The sequence below is a fragment of the Pseudomonas sp. Z3-6 genome (assembly GCF_051131985.1).
Taxonomy (GTDB): domain Bacteria; phylum Pseudomonadota; class Gammaproteobacteria; order Pseudomonadales; family Pseudomonadaceae; genus Aquipseudomonas; species Aquipseudomonas zanjanensis.
In genome coordinates this window covers 6139260-6164467 of sequence record NZ_CP071644.1, presented here as the reverse complement: position 1 = coordinate 6164467, position 25208 = coordinate 6139260, and the positions used below count along the sequence as shown (strand labels likewise).

General features: G+C 60.6%; 16 protein-coding genes and 2 rRNA genes. 13 read left to right on the top strand and 5 right to left on the bottom strand.

The annotated features are described in order from the left end of the window. Positions 1–155 precede the first annotated feature (155 nt). The 8 genes from J3P88_RS26660 to J3P88_RS26625 all read left to right on the top strand — a co-directional run bounded on the left by J3P88_RS26660 (position 156) and on the right by J3P88_RS26625 (position 15188). Positions 156–3047 (top strand): 23S ribosomal RNA (locus J3P88_RS26660). Positions 3048–3204: 157 nt separating this feature from the next. Next, positions 3205–3320: ribosomal RNA gene (gene rrf, locus J3P88_RS26655) — 5S ribosomal RNA — on the top strand. Positions 3321–3475: 155 nt separating this feature from the next. Continuing rightward, complete coding sequence (gene recC, locus J3P88_RS26650; RefSeq protein WP_434572565.1) at positions 3476–6928, top strand: exodeoxyribonuclease V subunit gamma; 3453 nt, start codon at positions 3476–3478, stop codon at positions 6926–6928. Continuing rightward, on the top strand, positions 6925–10614 hold the full coding sequence (recB, locus tag J3P88_RS26645; RefSeq protein ID WP_434572563.1) for an exodeoxyribonuclease V subunit beta: 3690 nt from the start codon (positions 6925–6927) through the stop codon (positions 10612–10614). The genes recC and recB overlap by 4 nt, the downstream gene beginning before the upstream one ends. Continuing rightward, positions 10611–12701 carry an exodeoxyribonuclease V subunit alpha gene (recD, locus tag J3P88_RS26640; RefSeq protein WP_434572561.1) on the top strand — a complete coding sequence of 697 codons (2091 nt, stop codon included), beginning with the start codon at positions 10611–10613 and terminating at the stop codon, positions 12699–12701. The genes recB and recD overlap by 4 nt, the downstream gene beginning before the upstream one ends. 139 nt (positions 12702–12840) lie before the next feature. After that, a complete protein-coding gene (locus tag J3P88_RS26635) occupies positions 12841–13416 on the top strand; it encodes a YfiR family protein (protein WP_250963954.1) in 576 nt (191 codons plus the stop codon). Then, on the top strand, positions 13413–14681 hold the full coding sequence (locus J3P88_RS26630) for a diguanylate cyclase domain-containing protein (RefSeq protein ID WP_434572558.1): 1269 nt from the start codon (positions 13413–13415) through the stop codon (positions 14679–14681). The genes J3P88_RS26635 and J3P88_RS26630 overlap by 4 nt, the downstream gene beginning before the upstream one ends. A 3-nt stretch (positions 14682–14684) precedes the next feature. After that, positions 14685–15188 carry an OmpA family protein gene (locus J3P88_RS26625; protein WP_434572556.1) on the top strand — a complete coding sequence of 168 codons (504 nt, stop codon included), beginning with the start codon at positions 14685–14687 and terminating at the stop codon, positions 15186–15188. On the opposite strand, the gene J3P88_RS26620 is transcribed toward J3P88_RS26625, so the two are convergent. Then, positions 15185–16132, bottom strand: a complete 948-nt coding sequence (locus J3P88_RS26620; RefSeq protein ID WP_434572555.1) for a LysR family transcriptional regulator — start codon at positions 16130–16132, stop codon at positions 15185–15187. The genes J3P88_RS26625 and J3P88_RS26620 overlap by 4 nt on opposite strands. A 140-nt stretch (positions 16133–16272) precedes the next feature. On the opposite strand from J3P88_RS26620, the gene J3P88_RS26615 reads away from it, so the two are divergent. Both J3P88_RS26615 and mmsB read left to right on the top strand, forming a co-directional pair. Then, positions 16273–17799 (top strand): CoA-acylating methylmalonate-semialdehyde dehydrogenase, encoded by a 1527-nt coding sequence (locus J3P88_RS26615; RefSeq protein WP_186705932.1) that lies wholly within the window; start codon positions 16273–16275, stop codon positions 17797–17799. A gap of 10 nt (positions 17800–17809) precedes the next feature. Continuing rightward, complete coding sequence (gene mmsB / locus J3P88_RS26610; RefSeq protein WP_046063065.1) at positions 17810–18697, top strand: 3-hydroxyisobutyrate dehydrogenase; 888 nt, start codon at positions 17810–17812, stop codon at positions 18695–18697. A 191-nt stretch (positions 18698–18888) separates the two neighbouring features. On the opposite strand, the gene J3P88_RS26605 is transcribed toward mmsB, so the two are convergent. Both J3P88_RS26605 and J3P88_RS26600 read right to left on the bottom strand, forming a co-directional pair. Beyond that, positions 18889–19233 carry a cupin domain-containing protein gene (locus J3P88_RS26605; RefSeq protein WP_060739285.1) on the bottom strand — a complete coding sequence of 115 codons (345 nt, stop codon included), beginning with the start codon at positions 19231–19233 and terminating at the stop codon, positions 18889–18891. 96 nt (positions 19234–19329) lie between these two features. Then, complete coding sequence (locus J3P88_RS26600; protein WP_434572551.1) at positions 19330–20211, bottom strand: LysR substrate-binding domain-containing protein; 882 nt, start codon at positions 20209–20211, stop codon at positions 19330–19332. Between the two features lie 216 nt (positions 20212–20427). On the opposite strand from J3P88_RS26600, the gene J3P88_RS26595 reads away from it, so the two are divergent. After that, complete coding sequence (locus J3P88_RS26595; RefSeq protein WP_434572549.1) at positions 20428–21192, top strand: sulfite exporter TauE/SafE family protein; 765 nt, start codon at positions 20428–20430, stop codon at positions 21190–21192. Here J3P88_RS26595 and J3P88_RS26590 read toward each other — a convergent pair. Then, positions 21182–21496, bottom strand: a complete 315-nt coding sequence (locus J3P88_RS26590) for a putative quinol monooxygenase (RefSeq protein WP_186705935.1) — start codon at positions 21494–21496, stop codon at positions 21182–21184. The two genes, J3P88_RS26595 and J3P88_RS26590, sit on opposite strands and share 11 nt — an antisense overlap. 201 nt (positions 21497–21697) lie before the next feature. Here J3P88_RS26590 and J3P88_RS26585 point away from each other — a divergent pair, with 201 nt between their 5' ends. Both J3P88_RS26585 and J3P88_RS26580 read left to right on the top strand, forming a co-directional pair. Further along, entirely contained in the window at positions 21698–22288 is a 591-nt protein-coding gene (locus J3P88_RS26585; protein WP_434572547.1) for an NAD(P)H-dependent oxidoreductase, read from the top strand. A gap of 230 nt (positions 22289–22518) precedes the next feature. Then, positions 22519–23430 carry a LysR substrate-binding domain-containing protein gene (locus J3P88_RS26580; protein WP_434572545.1) on the top strand — a complete coding sequence of 304 codons (912 nt, stop codon included), beginning with the start codon at positions 22519–22521 and terminating at the stop codon, positions 23428–23430. 296 nt (positions 23431–23726) lie between these two features. Here the strand turns inward: J3P88_RS26580 and J3P88_RS26575 are convergent, their stop codons facing one another. Continuing rightward, positions 23727–25172, bottom strand: a complete 1446-nt coding sequence (locus J3P88_RS26575) for a SulP family inorganic anion transporter (RefSeq protein WP_434572543.1) — start codon at positions 25170–25172, stop codon at positions 23727–23729. Positions 25173–25208 lie beyond the last annotated feature (36 nt).

The window sequence follows — 25208 nt, the reverse complement described above, 5'->3', positions numbered from 1 at the left end:
AAAAATTTGGGTATGTGATAGAAAGATAGACTGGACGTTACTTTCACTGGTAACGGATCAGGCTAAGGTAAAATTTGTGAGTTCTCTTAGTTGAGAAATTCGAATTTTCGGCGAATGTCGTCTTCACAGTATAACCAGATTGCTTGGGGTTATATGGTCAAGTGAAGAAGCGCATACGGTGGATGCCTTGGCAGTCAGAGGCGATGAAAGACGTGGTAGCCTGCGAAAAGCTTCGGGGAGTCGGCAAACAGACTTTGATCCGGAGATGTCTGAATGGGGGAACCCAGCCATCATAAGATGGTTATCTTGTACTGAATACATAGGTGCAAGAGGCGAACCAGGGGAACTGAAACATCTAAGTACCCTGAGGAAAAGAAATCAACCGAGATTCCCTTAGTAGTGGCGAGCGAACGGGGACTAGCCCTTAAGCTTCTTTGATTTTAGCGGAACGCTCTGGAAAGTGCGGCCATAGTGGGTGATAGCCCTGTACGCGAAAGGATCTTAGAAGTGAAATCGAGTAGGACGGAGCACGAGAAACTTTGTCTGAATATGGGGGGACCATCCTCCAAGGCTAAATACTACTGACTGACCGATAGTGAACTAGTACCGTGAGGGAAAGGCGAAAAGAACCCCGGAGAGGGGAGTGAAATAGATCCTGAAACCGTATGCGTACAAGCAGTGGGAGCCCACTTTGTTGGGTGACTGCGTACCTTTTGTATAATGGGTCAGCGACTTATTTTCAGTGGCGAGCTTAACCGAATAGGGGAGGCGTAGCGAAAGCGAGTCTTAATAGGGCGTCTAGTCGCTGGGAATAGACCCGAAACCGGGCGATCTATCCATGGGCAGGTTGAAGGTTGGGTAACACTAACTGGAGGACCGAACCGACTACCGTTGAAAAGTTAGCGGATGACCTGTGGATCGGAGTGAAAGGCTAATCAAGCTCGGAGATAGCTGGTTCTCCTCGAAAGCTATTTAGGTAGCGCCTCATGTATCACTGTAGGGGGTAGAGCACTGTTTCGGCTAGGGGGTCATCCCGACTTACCAAACCGATGCAAACTCCGAATACCTACAAGTGCCGAGCATGGGAGACACACGGCGGGTGCTAACGTCCGTCGTGAAAAGGGAAACAACCCAGACCGTCAGCTAAGGTCCCAAAGTTATGGTTAAGTGGGAAACGATGTGGGAAGGCTTAGACAGCTAGGAGGTTGGCTTAGAAGCAGCCACCCTTTAAAGAAAGCGTAATAGCTCACTAGTCGAGTCGGCCTGCGCGGAAGATGTAACGGGGCTCAAACCATACACCGAAGCTACGGGTATCACGCAAGTGATGCGGTAGAGGAGCGTTCTGTAAGCCTGTGAAGGTGAGTTGAGAAGCTTGCTGGAGGTATCAGAAGTGCGAATGCTGACATGAGTAACGACAATGGGTGTGAAAAACACCCACGCCGAAAGACCAAGGTTTCCTGCGCAACGTTAATCGACGCAGGGTTAGTCGGTCCCTAAGGCGAGGCTGAAAAGCGTAGTCGATGGAAAACAGGTTAATATTCCTGTACTTCTGGTTATTGCGATGGAGGGACGGAGAAGGCTAGGCCAGCTTGGCGTTGGTTGTCCAAGTTTAAGGTGGTAGGCTGGAATCTTAGGTAAATCCGGGATTCCAAGGCCGAGAGCTGATGACGAGTTACCCTTTGGGTGACGAAGTGGTTGATGCCATGCTTCCAAGAAAAGCTTCTAAGCTTCAGGTAACCAGGAACCGTACCCCAAACCGACACAGGTGGTTGGGTAGAGAATACCAAGGCGCTTGAGAGAACTCGGGTGAAGGAACTAGGCAAAATGGCACCGTAACTTCGGGAGAAGGTGCGCCGGTGAGGGTGAAGCACTTGCTGCGTAAGCCCACGCCGGTCGAAGATACCAGGCCGCTGCGACTGTTTATTAAAAACACAGCACTCTGCAAACACGAAAGTGGACGTATAGGGTGTGACGCCTGCCCGGTGCCGGAAGGTTAATTGATGGGGTTAGCTAACGCGAAGCTCTTGATCGAAGCCCCGGTAAACGGCGGCCGTAACTATAACGGTCCTAAGGTAGCGAAATTCCTTGTCGGGTAAGTTCCGACCTGCACGAATGGCGTAACGATGGCGGCGCTGTCTCCACCCGAGACTCAGTGAAATTGAAATCGCTGTGAAGATGCAGTGTATCCGCGGCTAGACGGAAAGACCCCGTGAACCTTTACTATAGCTTTGCACTGGACTTTGAATTTGCTTGTGTAGGATAGGTGGGAGGCTTTGAAGCGTGGACGCCAGTCTGCGTGGAGCCATCCTTGAAATACCACCCTGGCAACTTTGAGGTTCTAACTCAGGTCCGTTATCCGGATCGAGGACAGTGTATGGTGGGTAGTTTGACTGGGGCGGTCTCCTCCTAAAGAGTAACGGAGGAGTACGAAGGTGCGCTCAGACCGGTCGGAAATCGGTCGTAGAGTATAAAGGCAAAAGCGCGCTTGACTGCGAGACAGACACGTCGAGCAGGTACGAAAGTAGGTCTTAGTGATCCGATGGTTCTGTATGGAAGGGCCATCGCTCAACGGATAAAAGGTACTCCGGGGATAACAGGCTGATACCGCCCAAGAGTTCATATCGACGGCGGTGTTTGGCACCTCGATGTCGGCTCATCACATCCTGGGGCTGAAGCCGGTCCCAAGGGTATGGCTGTTCGCCATTTAAAGTGGTACGCGAGCTGGGTTTAGAACGTCGTGAGACAGTTCGGTCCCTATCTGCCGTGGACGTTTGAGATTTGAGAGGGGCTGCTCCTAGTACGAGAGGACCGGAGTGGACGAACCTCTGGTGTTCCGGTTGTCACGCCAGTGGCATTGCCGGGTAGCTATGTTCGGGAAAGATAACCGCTGAAAGCATCTAAGCGGGAAACTTGCCTCAAGATGAGATCTCACTGGGACCTTGAGTCCCCTGAAGGGCCGTCGAAGACTACGACGTTGATAGGCAGGGTGTGTAAGCGCTGTGAGGCGTTGAGCTAACCTGTACTAATTGCCCGTGAGGCTTGACCATATAACACCCAAGCAATTTGCTGACTCGAAAGAGCACCAGATTGCGGTGTGTGAAGACGAAACGAACCGAAAGTTCGAATTTCACAAAACACCGAAAGCTATCACATACCCAATTTGCTGAAGCGAGGCCATCAGGTCACGACTCAGTACCCGAATTTCTTGACGACCATAGAGCATTGGAACCACCTGATCCCATCCCGAACTCAGCAGTGAAACGATGCATCGCCGATGGTAGTGTGGGGTTTCCCCATGTGAGAGTAGGTCATCGTCAAGATTAAATTCCGAAACCCCTATCTGCTGATGCAGGTAGGGGTTTTGTTTTGCCCGCAGGAAAGTTCTTACGACAAGCTCGGATTGCTCCCGGCTGTCACAGCCCCCCGACAGTGCTAAGGTTCTGCCCTAGCTTTTGCATTTTCAAGGATGCCTTTCATGCCGGACGCAACGTCCCTCAGCCCTGCTTTCATGGTGGTTCACGGGAATCGCCTTGATGAATTGCGCGGCCTGGTGATCAGCCTGATGCGGCGCTATCCGCTGGCTCCCCTTGAAAATGAAATCGCGCTGGTACAGAGCAATGGTATTGCCCAATGGCTCAAGCTCGCACTGGCTGAAGACCCGGAAGATGATGATTCCGGCGGCTGCGGTATCGCGGCGGCTATTGATGTGCAACTGCCAGGCAGCTTCATGTGGCAGCTCTATCGAATGGTCCTGGGGCGTGATCAGATTCCGGCCAAGTCGCTGCTGGACAAGGCTCCGCTAACCTGGCGCCTGATGCGCCTGCTGCCGCAACTGATCGAGCAGCCGCATTTCGAACCTCTACGACGATTCCTTACCCACGACACCGACTTGCGCAAGCGCTATCAGCTGTCCGAGCGCCTTGCCGATCTGTTCGACCAATACCAGGTGTACCGGGCCGACTGGCTCGAGGACTGGGCTGAGGGTCGACACCAGACCCGAAATGTCCGAGGTGAAATCAAGCCGCTCGCGCCGGCGAATTGCTGGCAAGCGGAACTGTGGCGAGCCTTGTTGCTGGATGTGGGGGAACAAGGCATGGCGCAAAGCCGCGCAGGCGTCCACCAGCGCTACATCGAACGTATCAACAACCTGGAAGCAGCTCCGAAAGGCTTGCCCGCGCGAGTCATCGTGTTCGGTATTTCCTCGTTGCCTGCCCAAGTCCTCGAGGCGCTCGCCGGTCTTTCCCGGTTCAGCCAGGTTCTACTCTGCGTGCATAACCCGTGTCGCCACCATTGGGCGGACATCGTTGCCGACAAGGACTTGCTACGTCATCAATACAAGCGCCAGGCACGCAAGGCTGGCATGCCTGTCGCCCTCGATCCGCAAACCCTGCATCAACATGCCCATCCGTTATTGGCCGCCTGGGGCAAGCAGGGGCGCGACTATATCAACCTGCTCGACAGCTACGATGACCCCAACAGCTATCGCGCGGTATTTCGCGATGGGCGCATCGACCTGTTCACTGACGGGACCCCGACGACCCTTCTCAGCCAGTTGCAGGATGACATCCTGGAACTCCGCCCCCTGAATGAAACACGGGAACACTGGCCCGTCGTCGACACGGAACGAGACGGCTCGATCCGTTTTCATGTGGCCCACGGCGCCCAGCGTGAAGTGGAAATTCTCCATGACCAGTTGCTGGCCCATTTCAGTGCGGATCCGACATTGCGCCCACGGGATATCATCGTCATGGTCCCGGACATCGACAGTTATGCGCCACACATTCGCGCGGTGTTCGGCCAGCTCGACAGGAGCGATCCGCGTTTCATTCCATTCACACTGACCGACCAGGGCCAGCGCGGACGTGATCCACTGCTGATCGCCGTCGAGCATTTGCTCAAGCTGCCGGACAGTCGTTTCCCGGTCAGCGAAGTCCTCGATCTGCTGGATGTCCCGGCGTTGCGCGAGCGGTTTGGTATCGATGAGGCCGACCTGCCGACGTTGCATCGCTGGATCGAAGGGGCGGGGATTCGCTGGGGAATGAGTGCCGAACACCGCGCCGGGTTGGGCTTGCCCGCGGAGCTTGAGCAGAACAGCTGGCATTTCGGCTTGCGGCGCATGTTGCTGGGGTACGCCGTCGGCAGCTCGCAGGCCTATGACGGCATCGAGCCCTATGACGAGATCGGTGGCCTGGACGCGGCGCTGATCGGTCCGCTGGTTGCTTTGCTGGATGCCTTGGAAGTCGCCCATCAGGAACTCACCCAGCCAGCCTCGCCGCAGCAATGGGGTTCGCGTCTGCACGATCTGATGCAGTTATTCTTCCAGGCGAGTAACGAGCATGACGACTATCTGCTGGCGCAACTCGAGGACTTGCGTGAAACCTGGCTGGAAACCTGTGAGTCGGTAGGGCTGCACGATGAACTGCCGCTGACGGTGGTACGTGAAGCGTGGTTGGCCGGGCTGGATCAAGGGCGACTGTCCCAACGCTTCCTGGCCGGAGCCGTCAATTTCTGCACCTTGATGCCAATGCGTGCGATCCCCTTCAAGCTGGTGTGCCTGCTGGGGATGAATGATGGTGATTACCCAAGAGCCCAACCGCCTTTGGATTTCGATCTGATGGGCGGCGATTATCGCCCGGGCGATCGTTCTCGCCGTGAGGACGACCGTTACCTGTTGTTGGAAGCGCTGCTCTCGGCCCGGGAAAAGCTCTATATCAGTTGGGTGGGACGCAGTATCCGCGATAACAGCGAGCGGCCGGCATCGGTATTGATCGGCCAACTGCGCGATCACCTCGCCAATGGCTGGCGGTTGGCCGATGACAGCAAGCCTCTCCTCGATGCCCTGACTCAGGAGCATCCGCTGCAACCGTTCAGCGCGCGTTATTTCCATCAAGGAGACGAGCTGTTCAGTTACGCGAGCGAATGGCGAATGCTCCACGACATCTCCGATGACACTGACAAAACCCAGGTGCTGGAACCCTACGTCCAGGAGGAGCCCTTGGGCCTCGGTCAGTTGCAGGACTTCCTGCGCAACCCCGTCCGCCATTTCTTCAGCCAGCGGCTGAAAGTGTTCTTCGACGCCATCGAAGCACCTCTGGCCGATGACGAACCTTTCGTGCTCGACGCGCTGCAACGCTACACCCTGAGCGACAGCCTGCTCGAGGCCGCCCTGGTACGCCTGGACCAGCCGGACCTGGCCTTGGCCGCCCATGCCCAGAGGCTCCAGAACAGCGGGCTGTTGCCGATGGCCGGGTTCGGTGAGTGCATGCAGCGCGAATTGATCGAACCCTTGCCGGATCTGCTCCAGCGCTACCAACAGCTTCTGGCGTTGTGGCCCACACCGCTGACCAGTGCTGTGCCGGTCAGCCTGCAATTGCAGGGAGTGAGTGTCGAAGGGTGGCTCAGTGGCCTGCACCAACGCTCCGACGGTTCGGTTCTCGCCATCACCGCCATACCCAACAGCATCGGCTCCACCAAGACCCGCAAGTGGCATCGCCTGATACGGCCCTGGGTCAATCATCTCGTGGCCTGCGCTAACGGCTTGTCGTTGACCACGGCGCTGGTGGCCAGTGATGACAGCTTGCTGTTGTCACCTTTTGAAGAGCCCGTCGCACAAAAAATGCTTGGCGACCTATTGCAGGCTTGGCAGGCCGGTATGCGCCAGCCGCTACCGATCGCGGTGAAGACGGCGTTCGCCTGGCTCGGCCAGAGTGATCTGCTCAAGGCCGAAGCCGCGGCGCGCAAAGCCTATGAGGGCGACGGACAGACGTTCGAGGGCGAGCGGCGGGAAAACCCGGCCTTGGCTCGACAGTTTCCTGATTTCGCAGGCTTGATGGCTGACGAAACATTCCCCGACTGGTGCGATGCGCTTTACCGACCATTGCTCGAAGCCCCGTGGCGTTCATTGGTCAGCGAGGAGGCCCGTTCATGAGTCAGCAGGCACCATTGGCCCTGGCTTTCCCGCTGCGGGGTAGCCAACTGATCGAGGCTAGCGCCGGTACCGGCAAGACCTTCACCATTTCGGCGCTGTACCTGCGCCTGGTGCTAGGGCACGGCGGTTCGGCGTCCGGTTTTGGCCGCGAGTTGCTTCCGCCGCAAATCCTGGTCGTGACCTTTACGGACGCCGCCACCAAGGAGTTGCGTGAACGAATTCGCACCCGTCTGGCCGAAGCCGCACGTTTCTTTCGCGATGAGATTCCAGCTCCGGATTTACTGATCGGCGCATTGCGCGATGAGTTCCGTGCTGAGCAATGGCCTGGCTGTGCGAATCGACTGGACATCGCCGCGCAGTGGATGGACGAAGCAGCCGTCTCGACCATCCATAGCTGGTGCCAGCGCATGTTGCGTGAGCATGCCTTCGACAGCGGCAGCCTGTTCACCCAGACCCTGGAAACCGACCACAGCGAATTGCTGGGCGAGGTATTGCGCGATTATTGGCGGTTGTTCTGCTATTCGATGCAAGGCGAGGCGCTGAATTGGGTGCGTACCCATTGGGGAGGTCCAGCGGCGCTGTTGCCACGGGTGAGGGGATTGTTTTCCAGCGAGCCTGGCAGCGCTGACGGGCTTGAGCCTGCCGAGCTAATCGCCGCCTCGTTGCAGGAGCGTAGTGCCGCCTTGCTCGATCTCAAGGCGCCGTGGCGGCAATGGGCAGTGGAGCTGTTGGAGATCTGCCAGCAAGGCGTCGCCAGCAAGTCTGTTGATGGACGCAAGATGCAGGCGCGTTACTTCGAGCCGTGGTTTCAGAAAATCACCGCCTGGGTCGATGACGAAAGCCATGAGCTGCTGGATATCGGCACCGGGTTCACGCGCCTGACGCCCGAGGGCATGGCCGAAGCCTGGAAAGGCGAAGTGCCCAACCATCCCGGGCTGGAGGCCATGGCCGGTCTCAAGGCCAGCCTGGATGCGTTGCCCACACCTGATGCCGCCGTGCTGCAGCATGCCGCGCAATGGGTCGGGGCGCGTTTCGAAGCGGAGAAACGTCGCCGCGCCGAAATGGGTTTCGACGATATGCTGCTGCGTCTCGACGCGGCGTTGCAGGCCGACGGGGGCGAGCGCCTGGCGAGCCTGATCCGCGAGCAGTTTCCGGTGGCGCTGATCGATGAGTTCCAGGACACCGACCCGGTTCAGTACCGGATCTTCGAAAGTATCTACCGTATTGAAGACAACGACCCCGGGACCGGACTTTTCCTGATCGGCGATCCGAAGCAAGCGATCTACGCCTTTCGCGGTGCCGACATCTACACCTACCTGCGTGCTCGCGAGGCCACGGCCGGCAGGTTGCATACGCTGGGCACGAACTTCCGTTCCAGCCATGCCATGGTGGGGGCGGTCAACCATATTTTCCAGAAGGCCGAGTCCCGCTCGAAGGGGCGTGGGGCTTTTCTGTTCCGTGAGCCTTCGGGCGAGAACCCGGTGCCGTTCCTGTCCGTTGAGTCCCAGGGGCGCAAGGAGTCCCTGCAGATGGCAGGACACACCGTTGCGGCACTGAACATCTGGCACCTGTCGTCGGACCAGCCGCTCTCCGGTGCGGTGTATCGGCAATCCATGGCAGCCGCCTGCGCCAGTGAAATCACGGCATTGCTCAACGGTGGGCAGTCGGGGCGCGACGGCTTCACCGTCGATGGCGAAACGCTGCGCGGGTTGCGCCCGGCGGATATCGCGATCCTGGTGCGCGACGGTAAAGAGGCGCAGGCCGTGCGCGACGAGTTGTCCACGCGGGGCGTGCGCAGTGTCTATCTCTCCGACAAGGATTCGGTCTTTGCTTCGCAAGAGGCGCGGGATTTGCTGACCTGGCTCAAGGCCTGCGCCGAGCCGGATGTGGAGCGACCGCTACGGGCAGCGCTGGCCAGCATCACGTTGAACCTGCCGCTGACGGAGCTGGAGCGTCTCAATCAGGATGAACTGGCCTGGGAAGCCCGGGTCATGCAGTTTCGCGGTTATCGCACAGTCTGGCGCAGCCAGGGCGTGCTGCCGATGTTGCGGCGCTTGCTGCATGATTTCGAATTGCCCCAGGCCCTGATGACGCGCAGCGATGGCGAGCGGGTGCTGACCAACTTGCTGCACCTTTGCGAACTGTTGCAGCAGGCCGCTGGCGAGCTGGATGGCGAACAAGCCTTGATCCGGCATTTGTCCGAGCACCTGGCCTTGTCCGGACAGGCGGGAGAAGAGCAGATCCTGCGCCTGGAAAGCGATGAGCAGTTGGTCAAGGTGGTCACGATCCACAAGTCCAAGGGGCTTGAATATCCGTTGGTTTTCCTGCCCTTCATCTGCTCGACGAAACCGGTGGATGGCAGTCGATTGCCGTTGCATTACCACGACGAGGCCAACAAGGCGCAGATCAGCCTCAAGCCCACCGCCGAATTGATCGCCAAGGCCGATGACGAGCGACTGGCGGAGGATCTGCGGCTGCTCTACGTGGCACTGACCCGCGCACAACATGCCTGCTGGCTGGGTGTCGCGGACCTCAAGCGGGGCAATAACAACAGCTCGATCCTGCATGTGTCCGCGCTGGGTTATCTGTTGGGCGGTGGTGCACCGCTGACCGAATCAGTGGAGCTGAGGCGTTGGCTGGAAGACCTGCAACACGGCAGCGTCGCGGTGAACTGCCAGCCCATGCCCGAACCTACCGACGAACACTATCGGCCGCCACGCAACGACGCTGTGTTACTCGAACCCTTAGTGCCCTTGCGAAAAGCCAGCGAAAATTGGTGGATCGCCTCCTACAGCGCCTTGCGCATCGGCGAAAGCCTGAGCGAAGGCAGCGATACCGCGCCGGAGAATCCACAGGCCCAGAAACTGTTCGACGATGAGCGTCTTGACCCGGACGCGCCCAGGGAGACCATCGCCGTCGGTGGCGACATACACCGCTTTCCCCGCGGCCCCGGTCCCGGCACTTTTCTCCATGGCCTGCTGGAGTGGGCTGCCGGGGAAGGATTTTCATCCGCGCCGGCAGATATCGAGGATGCCATTGCCCGACGCTGCAATCGCCGAGGTTGGAAAGGCTGGATCTCCACGCTGAGCGACTGGCTGCAGCACTTGATCAAAATGCCCATGCCCGTCGGCAGCGACCAGGCGCCGGTGGTGCTCGAACAATTGACCCGGTTCCAGGTCGAGATGGAGTTCTGGTTCGCCAGCCACAAGGTCGATGTGCAAAAGCTCGATCAACTGGTTTGCCGGTTCACCCATGGCGGTGTCGCCCGCGTCGCGGCGGAGCCGGTGCTGCTCAACGGCATGTTCAAGGGCTTCATCGATTTGACGTTCGAGCACGACGGCCGGTATTACGTGGCCGATTACAAGTCCAACTGGCTGGGTGTCGATGACATGGCCTACACCGTACAGGCCATGGAACAGTCGATCCTGGACCATCGCTACGACCTGCAATACGTGCTGTACCTGTTGGCCCTGCATCGCCAGCTCAAGGCTCGGCTTCCCGATTATGACTACGACCGGCACGTCGGCGGCGCGCTGTACCTGTTCCTTCGTGGGACCCGCTCGACAAGCCAGGGCGTGTATTTCACCAAGCCGCCACGGGCCTTGATCGAACAGCTGGATCGGCTGTTCCAGGGCGCGCCAGAGCCCAAGGCTGAGCCGGCGTGGGTACAGGGAGAATTGCTATGAGTCGTTCCTTTGCCGACCTGCTGCCCAAGGCGTCCGACGATGAAAGCCTGGTTGACCTGGCCCCCTTGAGCCGGGCACAGGACCTGCTGTTGTTGCTGACGCGCTGGGTCGAGCGCGGCTGGCTGCGTGCCCTGGACAAGGCCTTCGTGGCGTTCCTCCATGAACTGGCGCCCGACGATGATCCATTGGTCCTGCTCGCCGCTGCGCTGACCAGCCATCAGTTGGGCCACGGGCACGTTTGCCTGGATATATTCGAGACCCTCAAGGAACCGGACTTTGCCCTGTCGCTGCCCCCCGAGGGTGATCCGCAGACAGGCGCGATGTTGCTGCCCTCGCAAATATTGCAGACGCTCGACGGCGCCCATTGGTGCAAGGCCCTGGCGTCCAGTCGGCTGGTGGCCTTGGCTGTGGACGAGAGCGAAGAGGCGCAGCAACGTCCCTTGGTACTGTCTGGCAAACGTCTTTATCTGCGTCGCTACTGGGGGTATGAACGGCGGATCGACGAGGCGTTGCGCCAACGGTTGATCGAGCAGGAAGCGGCGCCCGGTGACCTGCGCGAGCGTTTGGACGGGCTGTTCGGGCCGGCCAACGCCAGCGGCCCGATCGATTGGCAGAAACTGGCCTGCGCGCTAGCGACCCGTGGGGCCTTCAGCATCGTGACCGGCGGCCCGGGCACCGGCAAGACCACCACCGTTGTGCGTCTGCTGGCCCTGTTGCAGGCTCCGGCCGTCGAGGCCGGGAAGCCGCTGCGGATTCGCCTGGCTGCGCCCACGGGCAAGGCGGCGGCGCGCCTGACCGAGTCCATCAGCCAGCAGGTCCGAACCCTGGATGAGGCTGTGCGCGGGTGCATTCCCTGCGACGTCACGACGGTCCATCGATTGCTGGGCAGTCGTCCCGGCACTCGGCATTTTCGTCACCATGCAGGCAATCGCTTGCCGCTGGATGTGCTGGTGGTCGATGAAGCGTCGATGATCGACCTGGAGATGATGGCCAATCTGCTGGATGCACTGCCGGCCCATGCACGGTTGGTATTGCTGGGGGACAAGGACCAGTTGGCCTCGGTGGAAGCCGGTGCGGTGTTGGGGGATTTGTGTCGAGACGCCGAGGACGGCTGGTACAGCCCCCAGACCCGTGCCTGGCTGGAGTCGGTCAGTGGGGAAAACCTGGCGGCCAGTGACCTGCTGCAAGACCTCGACGGCACTCATCCCCTGGCACAGCAAGTGGTCATGCTCAGGCATTCCCGGCGCTTCGGCGAAGGCAGTGGGATCGGTCAGCTCGCTCGTTCGGTCAACCAGCAACAGCCGGAGAAAGCCCGCCAATTATTGGATAACGGGCAGTACGTCGATTTGTTTTCCTTGAAATTGGCAGGTGAATACGACACGAAGCTGGAAAAACTGTTACTCGACGGCAAGCCAGAAGGACCCAAGGGTTATCGGCATTACCTGAGCCTGCTGCGGCAGCGCCGTCCGGCCATTTTTCAGCCATTGGAAGATCGTTGCTGGGCCGATTGGGCCCGTGAGGTCCTGGCGGCCTTCGACGAATTCCAATTGCTTTGCGCGGTGCGCAAAGGCCCGTGGGGCGTCGAAGGACTGAACCAGCGAATCACCGCCGCATTGCTCAAGGCCCGCCTTATCGATAGCGATCACCAGTGGTACGAAGGCCGTCCGGTACTGATGACCCGTAACGACTATGGGCTGGGGTTGATGAACGGTGATATCGGCATTGCCCTCAAGCTCCCCGAGCGTGACGGGCCGGATGCCGGCAAACAGGTCCTGCGGGTCGCTTTCCCGCGCAATGACGGCCAGGGTGGCGTGCGTTTCGTCCTGCCCAGCCGCCTGAATGACGTGGAAACCGTGTATGCCATGACGGTGCACAAATCCCAGGGCTCGGAATTCACCCATACCGCGTTGATCCTTCCGGATGCGCTCAACCCGGTCTTGACCAAGGAATTGGTGTACACCGCCATTACCCGGGGCAAGCAATGGTTCAGCCTGATCGAACCGCGGGCGGGGGTCTTCGAGGAGGCGGTCGGGCGCAAGGTCAAGCGCTTGAGCGGTTTGATGCTGGCGTTGGAACAGGCTGACTGAATCATTGGCTTTCAAGGATTCATGCCCTTGTGGCAACTTGGCCTGTTTCGCTTCCAAGCCTGCGTAACACGCTGTCTCGCTGGCTTTTTGGCACTGTGCTATCGTTCCGGCACTTATCGTCTGGATCAAGAGATTTTCCATGGAAGTGCCTGTAGGGGAGGCAGTGCGCAGCAAGGGCTGGGGGCATGTTCTGCTTGCCGGCCTTTTGTGTCTGCTGCTGCCTGTCGCGGTTGCCCAGGAGCAGGCCTCCACGACCCAGGCCGAGCAGCGGGCCGAAGCGGTGACCCAAGTGGTCTTGGGCATTCTCAGCTATGCCCGCTGGCCGGTGGAACCCACTCAACTGCAACTGTGCATCGTCGGGCCGACCCAATACACCGACGATCTGGTCAAGGGCACTACCCAGGCCACGGGGCGGCCGGTAATTGTGCAGCGGTTGTTGGCCGATCATCCCAATATCGCCACTGAGTGCAACGCGGTCTACGTCGGCAGGCTGACCAACGATGAGCACACCCGTCTGTTTGCGTCCTTGATCGGCAAGCCCGTGTTGAGCATCAGTGAGGGCGGCGACCAGTGCACCGTGGGTAGCCTGTTCTGCCTGCGGGTAGGTGATGAACAAGTGTCTTTCGAGGTCAACCTCGATTCCGTGGCACGTAGTGGCGTGCGCATCCATCCGAGTGTGCTGCAGCTTTCCCGCCGCAGGTCCGCAACCCCATGAAGCAGAGCAAACCAAGGGTCCGTCCCACCCTGGGCTCGGTCATCGGTCGCGGTCATCTGATCGTCGCATTGGTGGCTATTACCATGGCCAGTGTGTCCCTGACCTTGCTCGGGCTGTTGGCGCTGCGAGTCTATGCGGATCACAACCTGCACTTGATCGCCCGTTCGATCAACTACACCGTGGAGGCCGCCGTGGTCTTCGATGATTCGGCCGCGGCCACCGAGGCACTGGCCTTGATCGCCTCCACCGAGGAGGTCGCCGATGCCGAGGTGTTCAATGAACATGGCCGTCTGTTGGCGCGCTGGCAACGCCCGCAAACCGGCCTGTTGTCGGAACTGGAAGTGCACATTGCCAAGGCATTCCTGGAAAAGCCCATCAGCCTGCCGATCGTTCACCAAGGGCAGAGCATCGGTCGCATTGTGTTGGCGGGGCATGGCGGCAGCCTGTTGCGTTTTTTACTCAGCGGTTTGGCGGGGATCATCCTGTGCACGGCGGTGAGCGCCTGGGTGGCGCTTTACCTGGCGCGGCGGCAGTTGCGGGCGATCACCGGGCCGCTGCGCAGCCTGGCCGAGGTGGCCCACGCAGCCCGCAGTGAACGAGCCTTGGACCGACGCGTGCCGCCGGCCGCCATCGCCGAACTGGATAATCTGGCCAATGACTTCAACGCACTGCTCGATGAATTGGAATCCTGGCAGACCCACCTGCAAAGCGAAAACGAAACCCTGGCCCACCAGGCCAGCCACGACAGCTTGACCGGCTTGCCGAACCGGGCATTTTTCGAGGGCCGGCTGATTCGCGCCTTGCGCAATGCCAGCAAGCTCAATGAACAAGTGGCCGTGCTGTACCTGGACAGTGATCGGTTCAAGGGCATCAATGACAATTTCGGCCACGCCGCCGGCGACGCGGTGCTGACGGCCGTGGCGACCCGGGTCCGGGCGCAGTTGCGCGAGGATGACTTGGTCGCGCGCTTGGGGGGCGACGAATTCGCCGTGCTGCTGGCGCCTTTGCACAAGGCCGAGGACGCTGAGCTGATCGCTGAAAAGATCATCGCCAGCATGGAAATGCCGATTCAATTGCCCGGCAACGCCTCCGTGTTGACCTCCCTCAGTATTGGCATTGCCGTTTTCCCCGATCACGGTGCCACGCCGGGCACCCTGTTACACGCCGCCGATGCGGCGATGTACCAAGCCAAACGCCTCGCCCGAGGCGGTGAACATACGGCGGGGTTGGATCACTCCGTCGCTGATCTTCAAACCAGGAGCTGACTCGTGCATTCATCCCTTCAAATTTCCCTGCGCTGGTTCGCGGCGCTTTTGCTGCTTGCCGTCGTGGCGCTGAGCGGTTGCCAGACGGCACCGCCGAAAGGCCTGACCCCGGCGCAAATTGCGGTACTCAAGCAACAAGGTTTCGAACTGACTGACGATGGCTGGGCCTTCGGTTTGTCGGGCAAGGTGCTGTTTGGCAGCGACGTGGAAAGCCTTAATCCAGCCAGCACCGAAATCGTCGAACGAATTGGCAAGGCGCTGCTCGGAGCCGGAATCGAGCGGGTGCGGATCGATGGTCATACCGACGCATCGGGTTCTCAAGCCTATAACGAACAACTGTCGATACGTCGGGCCAACAGCGTGAGCAAGGTATTGATCGGCGTAGGCATGCGCCAAGAAAACGTTCAATCGCGCGGACTCGGTAGCAGCAAGCCGGTCGCGTCCAACGATACGGTCGAGGGCCGCACCGAAAACCGCCGCGTCGCTATCGTGGTCATCGCCGATTAATCGGCGAACACCATCTCCCGGCTGTCGCCCATCAGCAGTGGCCGGTTCTGTTCAGTCACCTCGCGGATGTAATCCCACAACAGCGTAATTCGCTTGAGCTTGCGCAGGTCCTCCCGGCAGTACATCCAGAACTGCCGGGTGACGTTGATTTCCACCGGCAGCACCGGCAACAGCCGTGGATCCTGGGCGGCGAGGAAGCAGGGCAGGATCGCGAGCGAGCGGCCTTGCTGCGCTGCCACGAATTGCGCGATCACACTGGTGCTGCGCAGGTGGGCATTGGCGCCGGGCAGGACGTTGGCCAGGTAGAGCAACTCGGAACTGAACGCCAGGTCATCCACGTAGCTGATGAATGAGTGCCTGGCCAGGTCGGCCGGGCGCTGGATCGGTGGGTGATTGTCCAGGTAAGACTGGGTGGCGTAGAGCTGCAGCCGGTAGTCGCACAATTTGCAGCATACATACGGGCCGTGTTCGGGACGTTCGAGGGCGATGACGATGTCGGCCTCGCGCTTGGACAGGCTGATGAAGTGTGGCAGCGGCAGGATGTCCACCGAGATGGCTGGGTAGGCATCGACGAAGTGGCTCAGCTGCGGGGTGATGAAGAAGCTGCCAAAGCCTTCGGTGCAGCCCATGCGCACGTGGCCGGACAACGCGACGCCAGAGCCCGAGACCTGCTCGCAGGCCATGTGCAAAGTGCTTTCGATCGATTCGGCATAACCCAGCAGGCGCTGGCCTTCGGCCGTCAGGACAAAGCCGTTGGTCCGCGATTTCTCGAACAGCAGCGTGCCCAACGAGGCTTCCAGCGAGCTGATGCGTCGCGACACCGTGGTGTAGTCGACGGCCAGGCGCTTGGCGGCCGTGCTGGCCTTGCGGGTGCGGGCCACTTCGAGGAAAAACTTGAGGTCGTCCCAATTCAGCGACCCCAGGGAGGTGATGTTTTTTTGCATGATGGACCGGCTTTTATGTGCATTCTTATTAGAAGTTTGCACATCTATACTCCAAAAACCGTCTCATCACCAACCGTGCTCGCGCACTTTGGTCTTTGCTGAACCAGCGCTCTCTCATAAGAACAATCCCGGAGGCCAGCATGAACGTTTCCCTTACGCCCAGCGATACCACCCTGCAAACCGTCAGACTGCTGATCGATGGCGAGTGGGTCGAATCCCAATCCAGCGAATGGCACGACATCGTCAACCCGGCCACCCAGCAGGTGTTGGCGAAGGTTCCGTTCGCCACGGCCGCGGAAGTCGATGCCGCCATTGCCGCTGCCCAGCGTGCGTTCCAGACCTGGAAACTGACGCCCATCGGCGCGCGGATGCGCATCATGCTCAAGCTCCAGGCATTGATTCGCGAGCATTCCAAGCGCATCGCCGCAGTGCTCAGCGCCGAACAGGGCAAGACCATCGCTGACGCCGAGGGCGATATTTTCCGCGGCCTGGAAGTGGTCGAGCACGCTTGCTCCATTGGTACCCTGCAAATGGGCGAGTTCGCCGAGAATGTCGCCGGTGGCGTGGACACCTACACGCTGCGCCAGCCGATCGGCGTGTGTGCGGGCATTACGCCGTTCAACTTCCCGGCGATGATTCCGCTGTGGATGTTCCCGATGGCCATCGCCTGCGGCAACACGTTCGTGCTCAAGCCGTCGGAACAGGATCCGCTGTCGACCATGCTGCTGGTGGAGCTGGCCATCGAGGCCGGCGTCCCGGCGGGTGTGCTCAACGTGGTGCACGGCGGCAAGGATGTGGTGGATGCGCTCTGCACCCACAAGGACATCAAGGCGGTTTCCTTCGTCGGCTCGACGGCGGTCGGCACCCATGTGTATGACCTGGCGGGTCGCCACGGCAAGCGCGTGCAGTCGATGATGGGCGCCAAGAACCACGCCGTGGTGCTGCCCGATGCCAATCGTGAACAAACCCTCAATGCTTTGGTGGGAGCTGGTTTCGGCGCGGCGGGCCAACGTTGCATGGCCACCTCCGTGGTGGTGATGGTGGGCGCGGCCAAGCAGTGGTTGCCGGAGCTCAAGGCCTTGGCGCAGAAGCTCAAGGTCAACGCCGGCAGCGAGCCGGGCACGGATGTCGGCCCGGTGATTTCCAAGCGGGCCAAGGCGCGGATCCTCGAGTTGATCGAGAGCGGTGTGAAGGAAGGGGCGAAGCTGGAGCTCGATGGCCGTGGCATCAGCGTGCCGGGCTTCGAGCAGGGCAACTTTGTCGGCCCGACCCTGTTTTCCGGCGTGACCACCGACATGCGCATCTACACCGAAGAAATCTTCGGGCCGGTGCTGGTGGTGTTGGAAGTCGACACCCTCGACCAGGCGATTGCCCTGGTCAACGCCAACCCATTCGGCAACGGCACGGGCCTGTTCACCCAGAGCGGTGCGGCGGCGCGCAAATTCCAGAGCGAAATCGACGTCGGTCAGGTGGGTATCAACATCCCGATTCCGGTGCCGGTGCCGTTCTTCAGCTTCACTGGTTCCCGCGGTTCGAAACTCGGCGACCTCGGCCCGTACGGCAAACAAGTGGTGCAGTTCTACACTCAGACCAAGACCGTGACCGCGCGCTGGTTCGATGACGACAGCGTCAATGACGGTGTGAACACCACCATCAATTTGCGTTAAGGAGCCGGACATGAACATCGCATTTATCGGCCTGGGCAATATGGGCGCCCCCATGGCGCGCAACCTGCTCAAGGCCGGCCATTCGCTGAACCTGTTCGACCTGAACCAGACGGTACTGGCCGAACTGGCAGCATTGGGCGGTACCATCAGCGCCTCGCCGCGCGACGCGGCCCAGGGCGCGGCACTGGTTATCACCATGCTGCCGGCCGCCGCCCATGTGCGCAGTGTCTGGCTGGGTGAAGACGGTGTGCTGGCCGGCATCGCCGCCGGCACGCCGGCAGTGGATTGCAGCACCATCGATCCGCAAACCGCCCGTGACGTAGCGGCTGCCGCGGCGAAACAAGGCGTGGCGATGGCCGATGCGCCGGTCTCGGGCGGCACCGGCGGCGCGGCGGCGGGCACGTTGACCTTCATGGTCGGCGCCACGGCTGAGTTGTTTGCCACCTTGCAACCGGTGCTGGCGCAAATGGGTCGTAACATTGTGCATTGTGGTGAAGTCGGTACCGGGCAGATCGCCAAGATCTGCAACAACCTGCTGCTGGGAATTTCCATGGTGGGCGTCAGCGAAGCCATGGCCCTGGGCGATGCCTTGGGGATCGACACCCAAGTGCTGGCCGGCATCATCAATAGCTCAACGGGCCGCTGCTGGAGTTCGGACACCTACAACCCGTGGCCGGGCGTGATCGAAACGGCCCCGGCGTCCCGTGGCTATACGGGGGGCTTTGGCGCCGACCTGATGCTCAAGGACCTGGGCCTGGCGACCGAAGCCGCGCGGCAGGCCCATCAGCCGGTGGTGCTGGGGGCTGTGGCGCAACAGTTGTACCAGGCGATGAGCCAGCGGGGCGAGGGCGGCAAGGACTTTTCGGCGATTGTGAACAGCTATCGCAAGCCGCAGTAAACCTGTGAATCGAGAGGCTTTTGTGGCGAGGGAGCTTGCTCCCGCTGGGCTGCGTAGCAGCCCTGTTTGTTGGCGGTTGCTGCGCAACCGAGCGGGAGCAAGCTCCCTCGCCACAGGGCAGTGCTGAAGCGGTGAAGTTTTCACGGTTGTTTTCCGAGAGACCACGTCGGGTGGTCTCTCGGTTTTTTGTTTCAGGCGAAGACGAAATATTTACGCACGGTCTCGACCACTTCCCAGGTGCCTTTCATGCCGGGTTCGATGACGAAAATATCACCGGCGCGCAGATGAATCGGCTCCAGGCCCTCTGGGGTGATGATGCAGTAGCCTTCCTGGAAATGGCAGTACTCCCACTTCACGTATTCCACATACCATTTGCCCGGTGTGCAGATCCAGGTGCCCATGATCTTGCTGCCGTCTTCGCTGGTGTAGGCGTTGAGGTTGACGGTGTGCGGGTCGCCTTCGAGTTTTTCCCATTTGCAGGCATCGAGTACGGGCAGCGGATGGGTGTCGCGCAGGACGGTGATGGGGGCGGTCATGTGAGCTCCGAAAGGGCGGAAGAGGACAGGCACCCTAACGCGCGGCAGGGGTGGGTAGATGTCTGTAGTCGACACCGGGCTATCCAGAAACGCGCATCAATCGGCCAGATGCCGTGCCAGGGCCTTGGCGTAGGTGGGCAAACCTTCGAAGTTGCGGGCGCACAGCAGCAGCGCCCGGTGGGTCCAGGCCTCTTGCAGTGGGACGCATTGATACGATGGCTCGGTCGGTCGCCGATCGACGGCCGCCTTCGGCACGATGGCAATGCCTGCGCCATGGGTCACCATGCGAATCATCCCGTCGAAACCCTCGGCGCGAATGCGGATTTGCATGCGCGAGCCGATGTGCAGGGCCTGTTCTTCCAGGTGGATCGCCAGGGCGCTGGCGGCGTTCAGGCCGACGTAGTCGTGGCTGAGGGTTTCGCTGAAACGCACGGTTCGACCGTCAGCCAGGGGATGTCCGTTCGGTAGGATCAATACCAGCGGATCGTCGCGAAACGGCCAGGCCTGAAGGCCATCGGTGTCCACCGCGTCGGAAACGATCCCCAGGTCCGCCGCGCCCTCGCGCAGCGCATGGGTGATCCGTGAGCTGGGCAACTCCTGCAAGTCGATGTCGAGGTTGGGATGGGTCTTGAGAAAGCCGGCCAGCAGTTCGGGCAGGTACTCGGTCATGGCGCTGGTGTTGCACAGCAGCCGCACCCGGCCTTTGACGCCCTTGGCGTATTCGGCCAGGTCCTGTTGCAGGCGTTCGGCCTGTTGCAGCAGGAGCCGGGCGTGTTCGGCCAACGCCTTGCCAGCCGGCGTTGGGGTTACGCCACGTCGTCCGCGTTCAAGCAGGTCGATGCCCAGTGACCCTTCCATGGCCCGGACTCGCGCACTGGCCGCGGCCAGGGACAAGTGGCTGCGGGCCGCACCGGCGGTGATGTTGCCGGTGTCGAGGATGTGCAGGTAGAGGCGCAGGTCGGTGAAGTCGAAGTGCATGGGCTGGTGATCCTGTCTCAAGTGTTGCGGTGTTTGGTGTGCCGCCTTCGCGAGCAAGCCCGCTCCCACAGGGAGAATGCATTTCAAACTGTGGGAGCGGGCTTGCTCGCGAAGGCGCCAGTAGCATGCACAAAATTTCCAGCCTCTTGCTGAAAGAGAGGCACCCTCAGTATATGGCAGATTTTCAAGCCAAGCCCCGGGGCGCACGATAGCCCCATGAACACACTCATCGCTTTCTATCAAAACCTAGGCCTGGCCCTTTCCTTACTGGTCATCGGCACCTTCCTGCTGGCCGGCACCATCAAGGGCGTGATCGGCCTCGGCCTGCCGACCATCTCCATGGGCTTGCTCGGTCTGGCTATGGCGCCGGCGCAGGCTGCGGCGCTGCTGATCATTCCGGCGACCCTGACCAATCTTTGGCAACTGGCGTTCGGTGGCCATCTGCAAACATTGATCCGGCGCTTGTGGCCGCTGTTACTCGCGATTTTTATTGGCACCGGGCTCGGTACGCTGTGGATCGGCATGACAGGCGGGGCCTGGGTGGTGCGGGCCTTGGGCGGGGCGTTGTTGCTGTATGCGCTGAGCGGCCTGTTGCTGCCAACGCTGCGGGTCGGTCCCGATGCCGAGCCGTGGATCGCTCCGATCTGCGGGTTGCTGACCGGCCTCGTCACTTCCGCTACCGGTGTGTTCGTCATTCCGGCAGTGCCTTATCTGCAAGCGCTGGGCTTGAGCAAGGATGAACTGGTGCAGGCCCTGGGCCTGTCGTTCACCGTTTCGACCCTGGCCCTGGCCGCCGGCCTGTTGTGGCGCGGCGAGCTGGGCGGGGGCGAATTGAGCGCTTCGTTGCTGGCGCTGGCCCCGGCGCTGCTGGGGATGTGGCTGGGGCAATGGCTGCGCCAGCGGATCAGCGCCGTGTTGTTCAAACGGGTATTTTTCATCGGCCTCGGTGTGCTCGGCGGCCATCTGCTGGTCAGCGGCTAGCCGAGGACGGGCTGAGCATGTCGACGCGGCGGATGTCGAAGTCGCGCTCCAGATAATCCATGCGTCGCTCGAAGAACTGCTTCATATGCGGCAGGTTCGAATGCACCTCCAGGTGTGCCTGGGATGCCCAGATCTCATAGAAGATAAACAGCGTTGGATCCTGTTGGTCCCGCAGCATGTGATATTCGATGCAGCCAGGCTCGGCACGGCTTGGTTCGACGTAGGCGCGGAACAGCGCCTCGAAGGCCTCGGCTTTTTCCGGGCGGGTCTTGGCGTGCAGGATGAAACCGTGCAGTTCGCTCATGGAGAGGGCTCCTGAAATAAAAGAAGTGCCGAAGCTTACGGCAACAATCGACCGTTCATTCTTGCGTATAGGTCAAATCACTTTTGCCGTTGCGGTGCTTATTCCGCGCGAAGCTCGTCGGTACTCTGCCGCCATCAATTTCAATCTTTCCATGCGGCGGCCAGCCAACGGCCCACGCCGTGGAACCCGATGAGGCTCACCATGAAAAAAGTCCTGTTGCTCAACGGCGGCAAACAATTCGCCCATTCCGACGGTCGCTACAACGCCACCCTCCACGAGACGGCGCTCAGCGTGCTGGACCGTGGCGGGTTTGATGTGCAAACCACTTTCATCGATGGCGGCTACGACCTCCAGGAGGAAGTCGCCAAGTTCCTCTGGGCCGACGTGATCATTTACCAGATGCCAGGTTGGTGGATGGGCGCGCCGTGGACCGTGAAGAAGTACATCGACGAAGTCTTCACCGAAGGCCACGGCAGCCTCTACGCCAGTGACGGTCGGACCCGTTCCGATGCCTCACAGAAATACGGCAGCGGCGGCCTGATCCAAGGCAAGCAGTACATGTTGTCGCTGACCTGGAACGCCCCGCAGCAAGCCTTCGACGACCCGAGCGATTTCTTCGAAGCCAAGGGTGTGGACGCGGTGTACTTCCCGTTCCACAAGGCCAATCAATTCCTCGGCATGACCGGCCTGCCAACCTTCCTGTGCGTGGATGTGATGAAGCGCCCGAACATCGAAGAAGATGTGGCGCGGTATGAGCGGCATTTGATCGAGGTGTTCGGCCTTTCGCGGTAATCCAGATACTATCGGGACTCACCCGAACGCAATCCTGCACCCAAGGCGAGCGGGCTTCTGTGGCGAGGGAGCTTGCTGTGGCGAGGGAGCTTGCTCCCGCTGGGCTGCGCAGCAGCCCCCCAAAAAAGCGGCCGCTGCGCGCTGGAGCGCCGGCCCGGCCGAGCGGGAGCAAGCTCCCTCGCCACAAAAGCATCCTTCACACTGGATGTGCATTCCACGAGAGGATGTCTGTGAAAGCCAGATCCGACGAGTTGCAGATTTTCGTCTGCGTGATCGAATGCGGATCCATCTCCGCCGCCGCCGAGCAAGTCGGGCAGACGCCGTCGGCGGTCAGCCGCACGTTGTCGCGGCTGGAGGCCAAGCTCGATACCACGCTGATCAACCGCACCACGCGGCGCATGGACCTCACCGAAGAGGGCAAGTATTTCTTCGAACAGGCCAAAGGCATCCTCGACCAGATGGATGAGCTGGAAGAGCGCCTGTCGTCTCGCCAGAAAAATCCTTCAGGACGCTTGCGGATCAACGCGGCCTCGCCGTTCATGCTGCACGCCATCGTGCCGCACATCGAAGAATTCCGCCGGCTTTACCCAGACATCCAGCTCGAACTCAACAGCAACGACCTGATCATCGACCTGTTGGAGCAAAGCACTGACATCGCCATCCGCATCGGCACCCTTATCGATTCGACGCTCCACGCCCGCTCCCTGGGTTGCAGCCCGTTGCACATCCTCGCCAGCCCGGCCTATTTGAAGCAGCACGGCACTCCCGCAAGCGTTGCCGAACTGTCGGAGCATGCGCTGCTGGGGTTTGCCCAGAATGATGGCCTCAACCAGTGGCCGCTGCGTCACCCGCACGGTGATCGCTGGGCGATCCAGCCAGCCATCAGCGCGTCCAGCGGCGAGACCGTGCGTCACTTGGCGCTGCAAGGACAGGGCATTGCCTGCCTGTCAGACTTCATGACCCGCGACGACATTCACGCCGGCCGGCTGAAGGTGCTGCTGGCCGATGCCAACAGCGGCTACCGCCAGCCGATCAACGCGGTGTACTACCGCAATTCGCAACTGGCCCTGCGGATCCAGTGTTTCCTGGACTTCATCCAGGGCAAGCTCGCCGACTACGCCTCGCGGGAGTTCAAGGGTTGATTCGTGACTTCAAGGCAAGAGTGATTTGGGCAACGAGTATGCGCGGCAACAATGCCCATGAGCTGCAGGGGTGGGCACCGAAGCGGACGTCGGTGGTGGCATGGATTCTTGAAGAAATGGTGTGATCCGTCAGTAAAACATAGGACCTGTGGGAGCGGGCTTGCTCGCGAAAGCGGTGTGTCAGGCAACATTGGCGCAGACTGACACACCGCATTCGCGAGCAAGCCCGCTCCCACATTTGATCGCCAGTGACCACTCTATCTTCATCAGTCCTATAACCCCCTGTGGGTGTTGCTTCAGTCGTGCTGCACGCCCGCGCGCTTGAGCATTTGTTTGCAGCGCTCGGACAGGTGATACACGCGCAGGTGCTTGCCCGCTTTGCTGTAGCGCTCACGCAAGGTCTTGAGCGCGGCGACGGCCGAGTAGTCGACGAAGCGCAAGTGACGGCAATCGAGGGTCACCAGGGCCGGGTCGTTGGCCGGGTCGAACTGGTTGAGAAACGGCGTCGACGAGGCGAAAAACAGCGTGCCGTGCAGGCGATACAGCTTGCTGCCGTCGGACTCCTCATGGGTGTCGGCATACAGCTCCCGGGCCTGTTGCCAGGCGAAGTTGAGCGCCGCGATGATGATCCCGCAGAGCACGGCCACGGCCAGGTCGGTGAACACCGTGATGACCGTCACTGCGATGATGACCAGCACATCGTTGGCCGGCACTTTGTTGACCACCCGCAACGAGGCCCAGGCGAACGTCTGCTGCGCCACCACGAACATCACGCCCACCAACGCCGCCAGCGGAATGCGCTCGATCAACGGCGACAGGAACAACACGAACAGCAACACCATCACCCCGGCCACCACGCCCGATAACCGCCCGCGTCCGCCGGAGCTGAGGTTGATCATCGTCTGGCCGATCATGGCGCAACCGCCCATGCCGCCCAGCAATCCAGAGGCCATGTTGGCCGCGCCCAATGCCACGCATTCACGGTCCGGATACCCACGGCTCTCGGTGATTTCATCGGTCAGGTTCAGGGTCAGCAGGGTTTCCAGCAAACCGACCATCGCCATGATCACCGCATAGGGCGCGACGATTTGCAGGGTTTCCAGGTTCCAGGGAATGTCCGGCAGGGCAAACGTCGGCAAGCCGCCGGCAATGTGGGCCATGTCACCCAGGGTCCGGGTCGGCAGACCGAGCAGATAAACCGCCAGGCCAACGCCGAGGATCGCCACCAAGGCCGGCGGTACGCTGCGGGTCAGGCGCGGCAACAGGTAGACGATGGCCATGGTCAACGCCACCAGCCCGGCCATCAGATAGAGCGGGGTGCCGCTCAGCCAGACGCCGTCATTCTTGAAATGCTCCAGTTGCGCCAGCGCAATCACAATGGCCAAGCCATTGACGAAACCAAGCATCACTGGGTGCGGCACCATGCGCACCAGCTTGCCCAGCCGCAACAGCCCGAACGCCATCATGATCAACCCGCCCAGCAGCACGGTCGCCAACAGATACTGCACCCCGTGCTGCACCACCAGCGCGACGATCACCACGGCCATCGACCCCGCCGCGCCTGACACCATCCCGGGGCGACCGCCGAATAACGCGGTCAGCGTACAGAGGATGAACGCGCCGTACAGCCCCATCAGCGGATTGAGGTGGGCCACCAGGGCGAAGGCGATGCACTCGGGGAGCAAGGCGAAAGAGGTGGTGAGGCCGGCGAGGGCGTCGGCGCGAAGACGTGTTGGTTTCATGATTTACCTGACTGGGCGCCGGTGGACCGTCGGCTG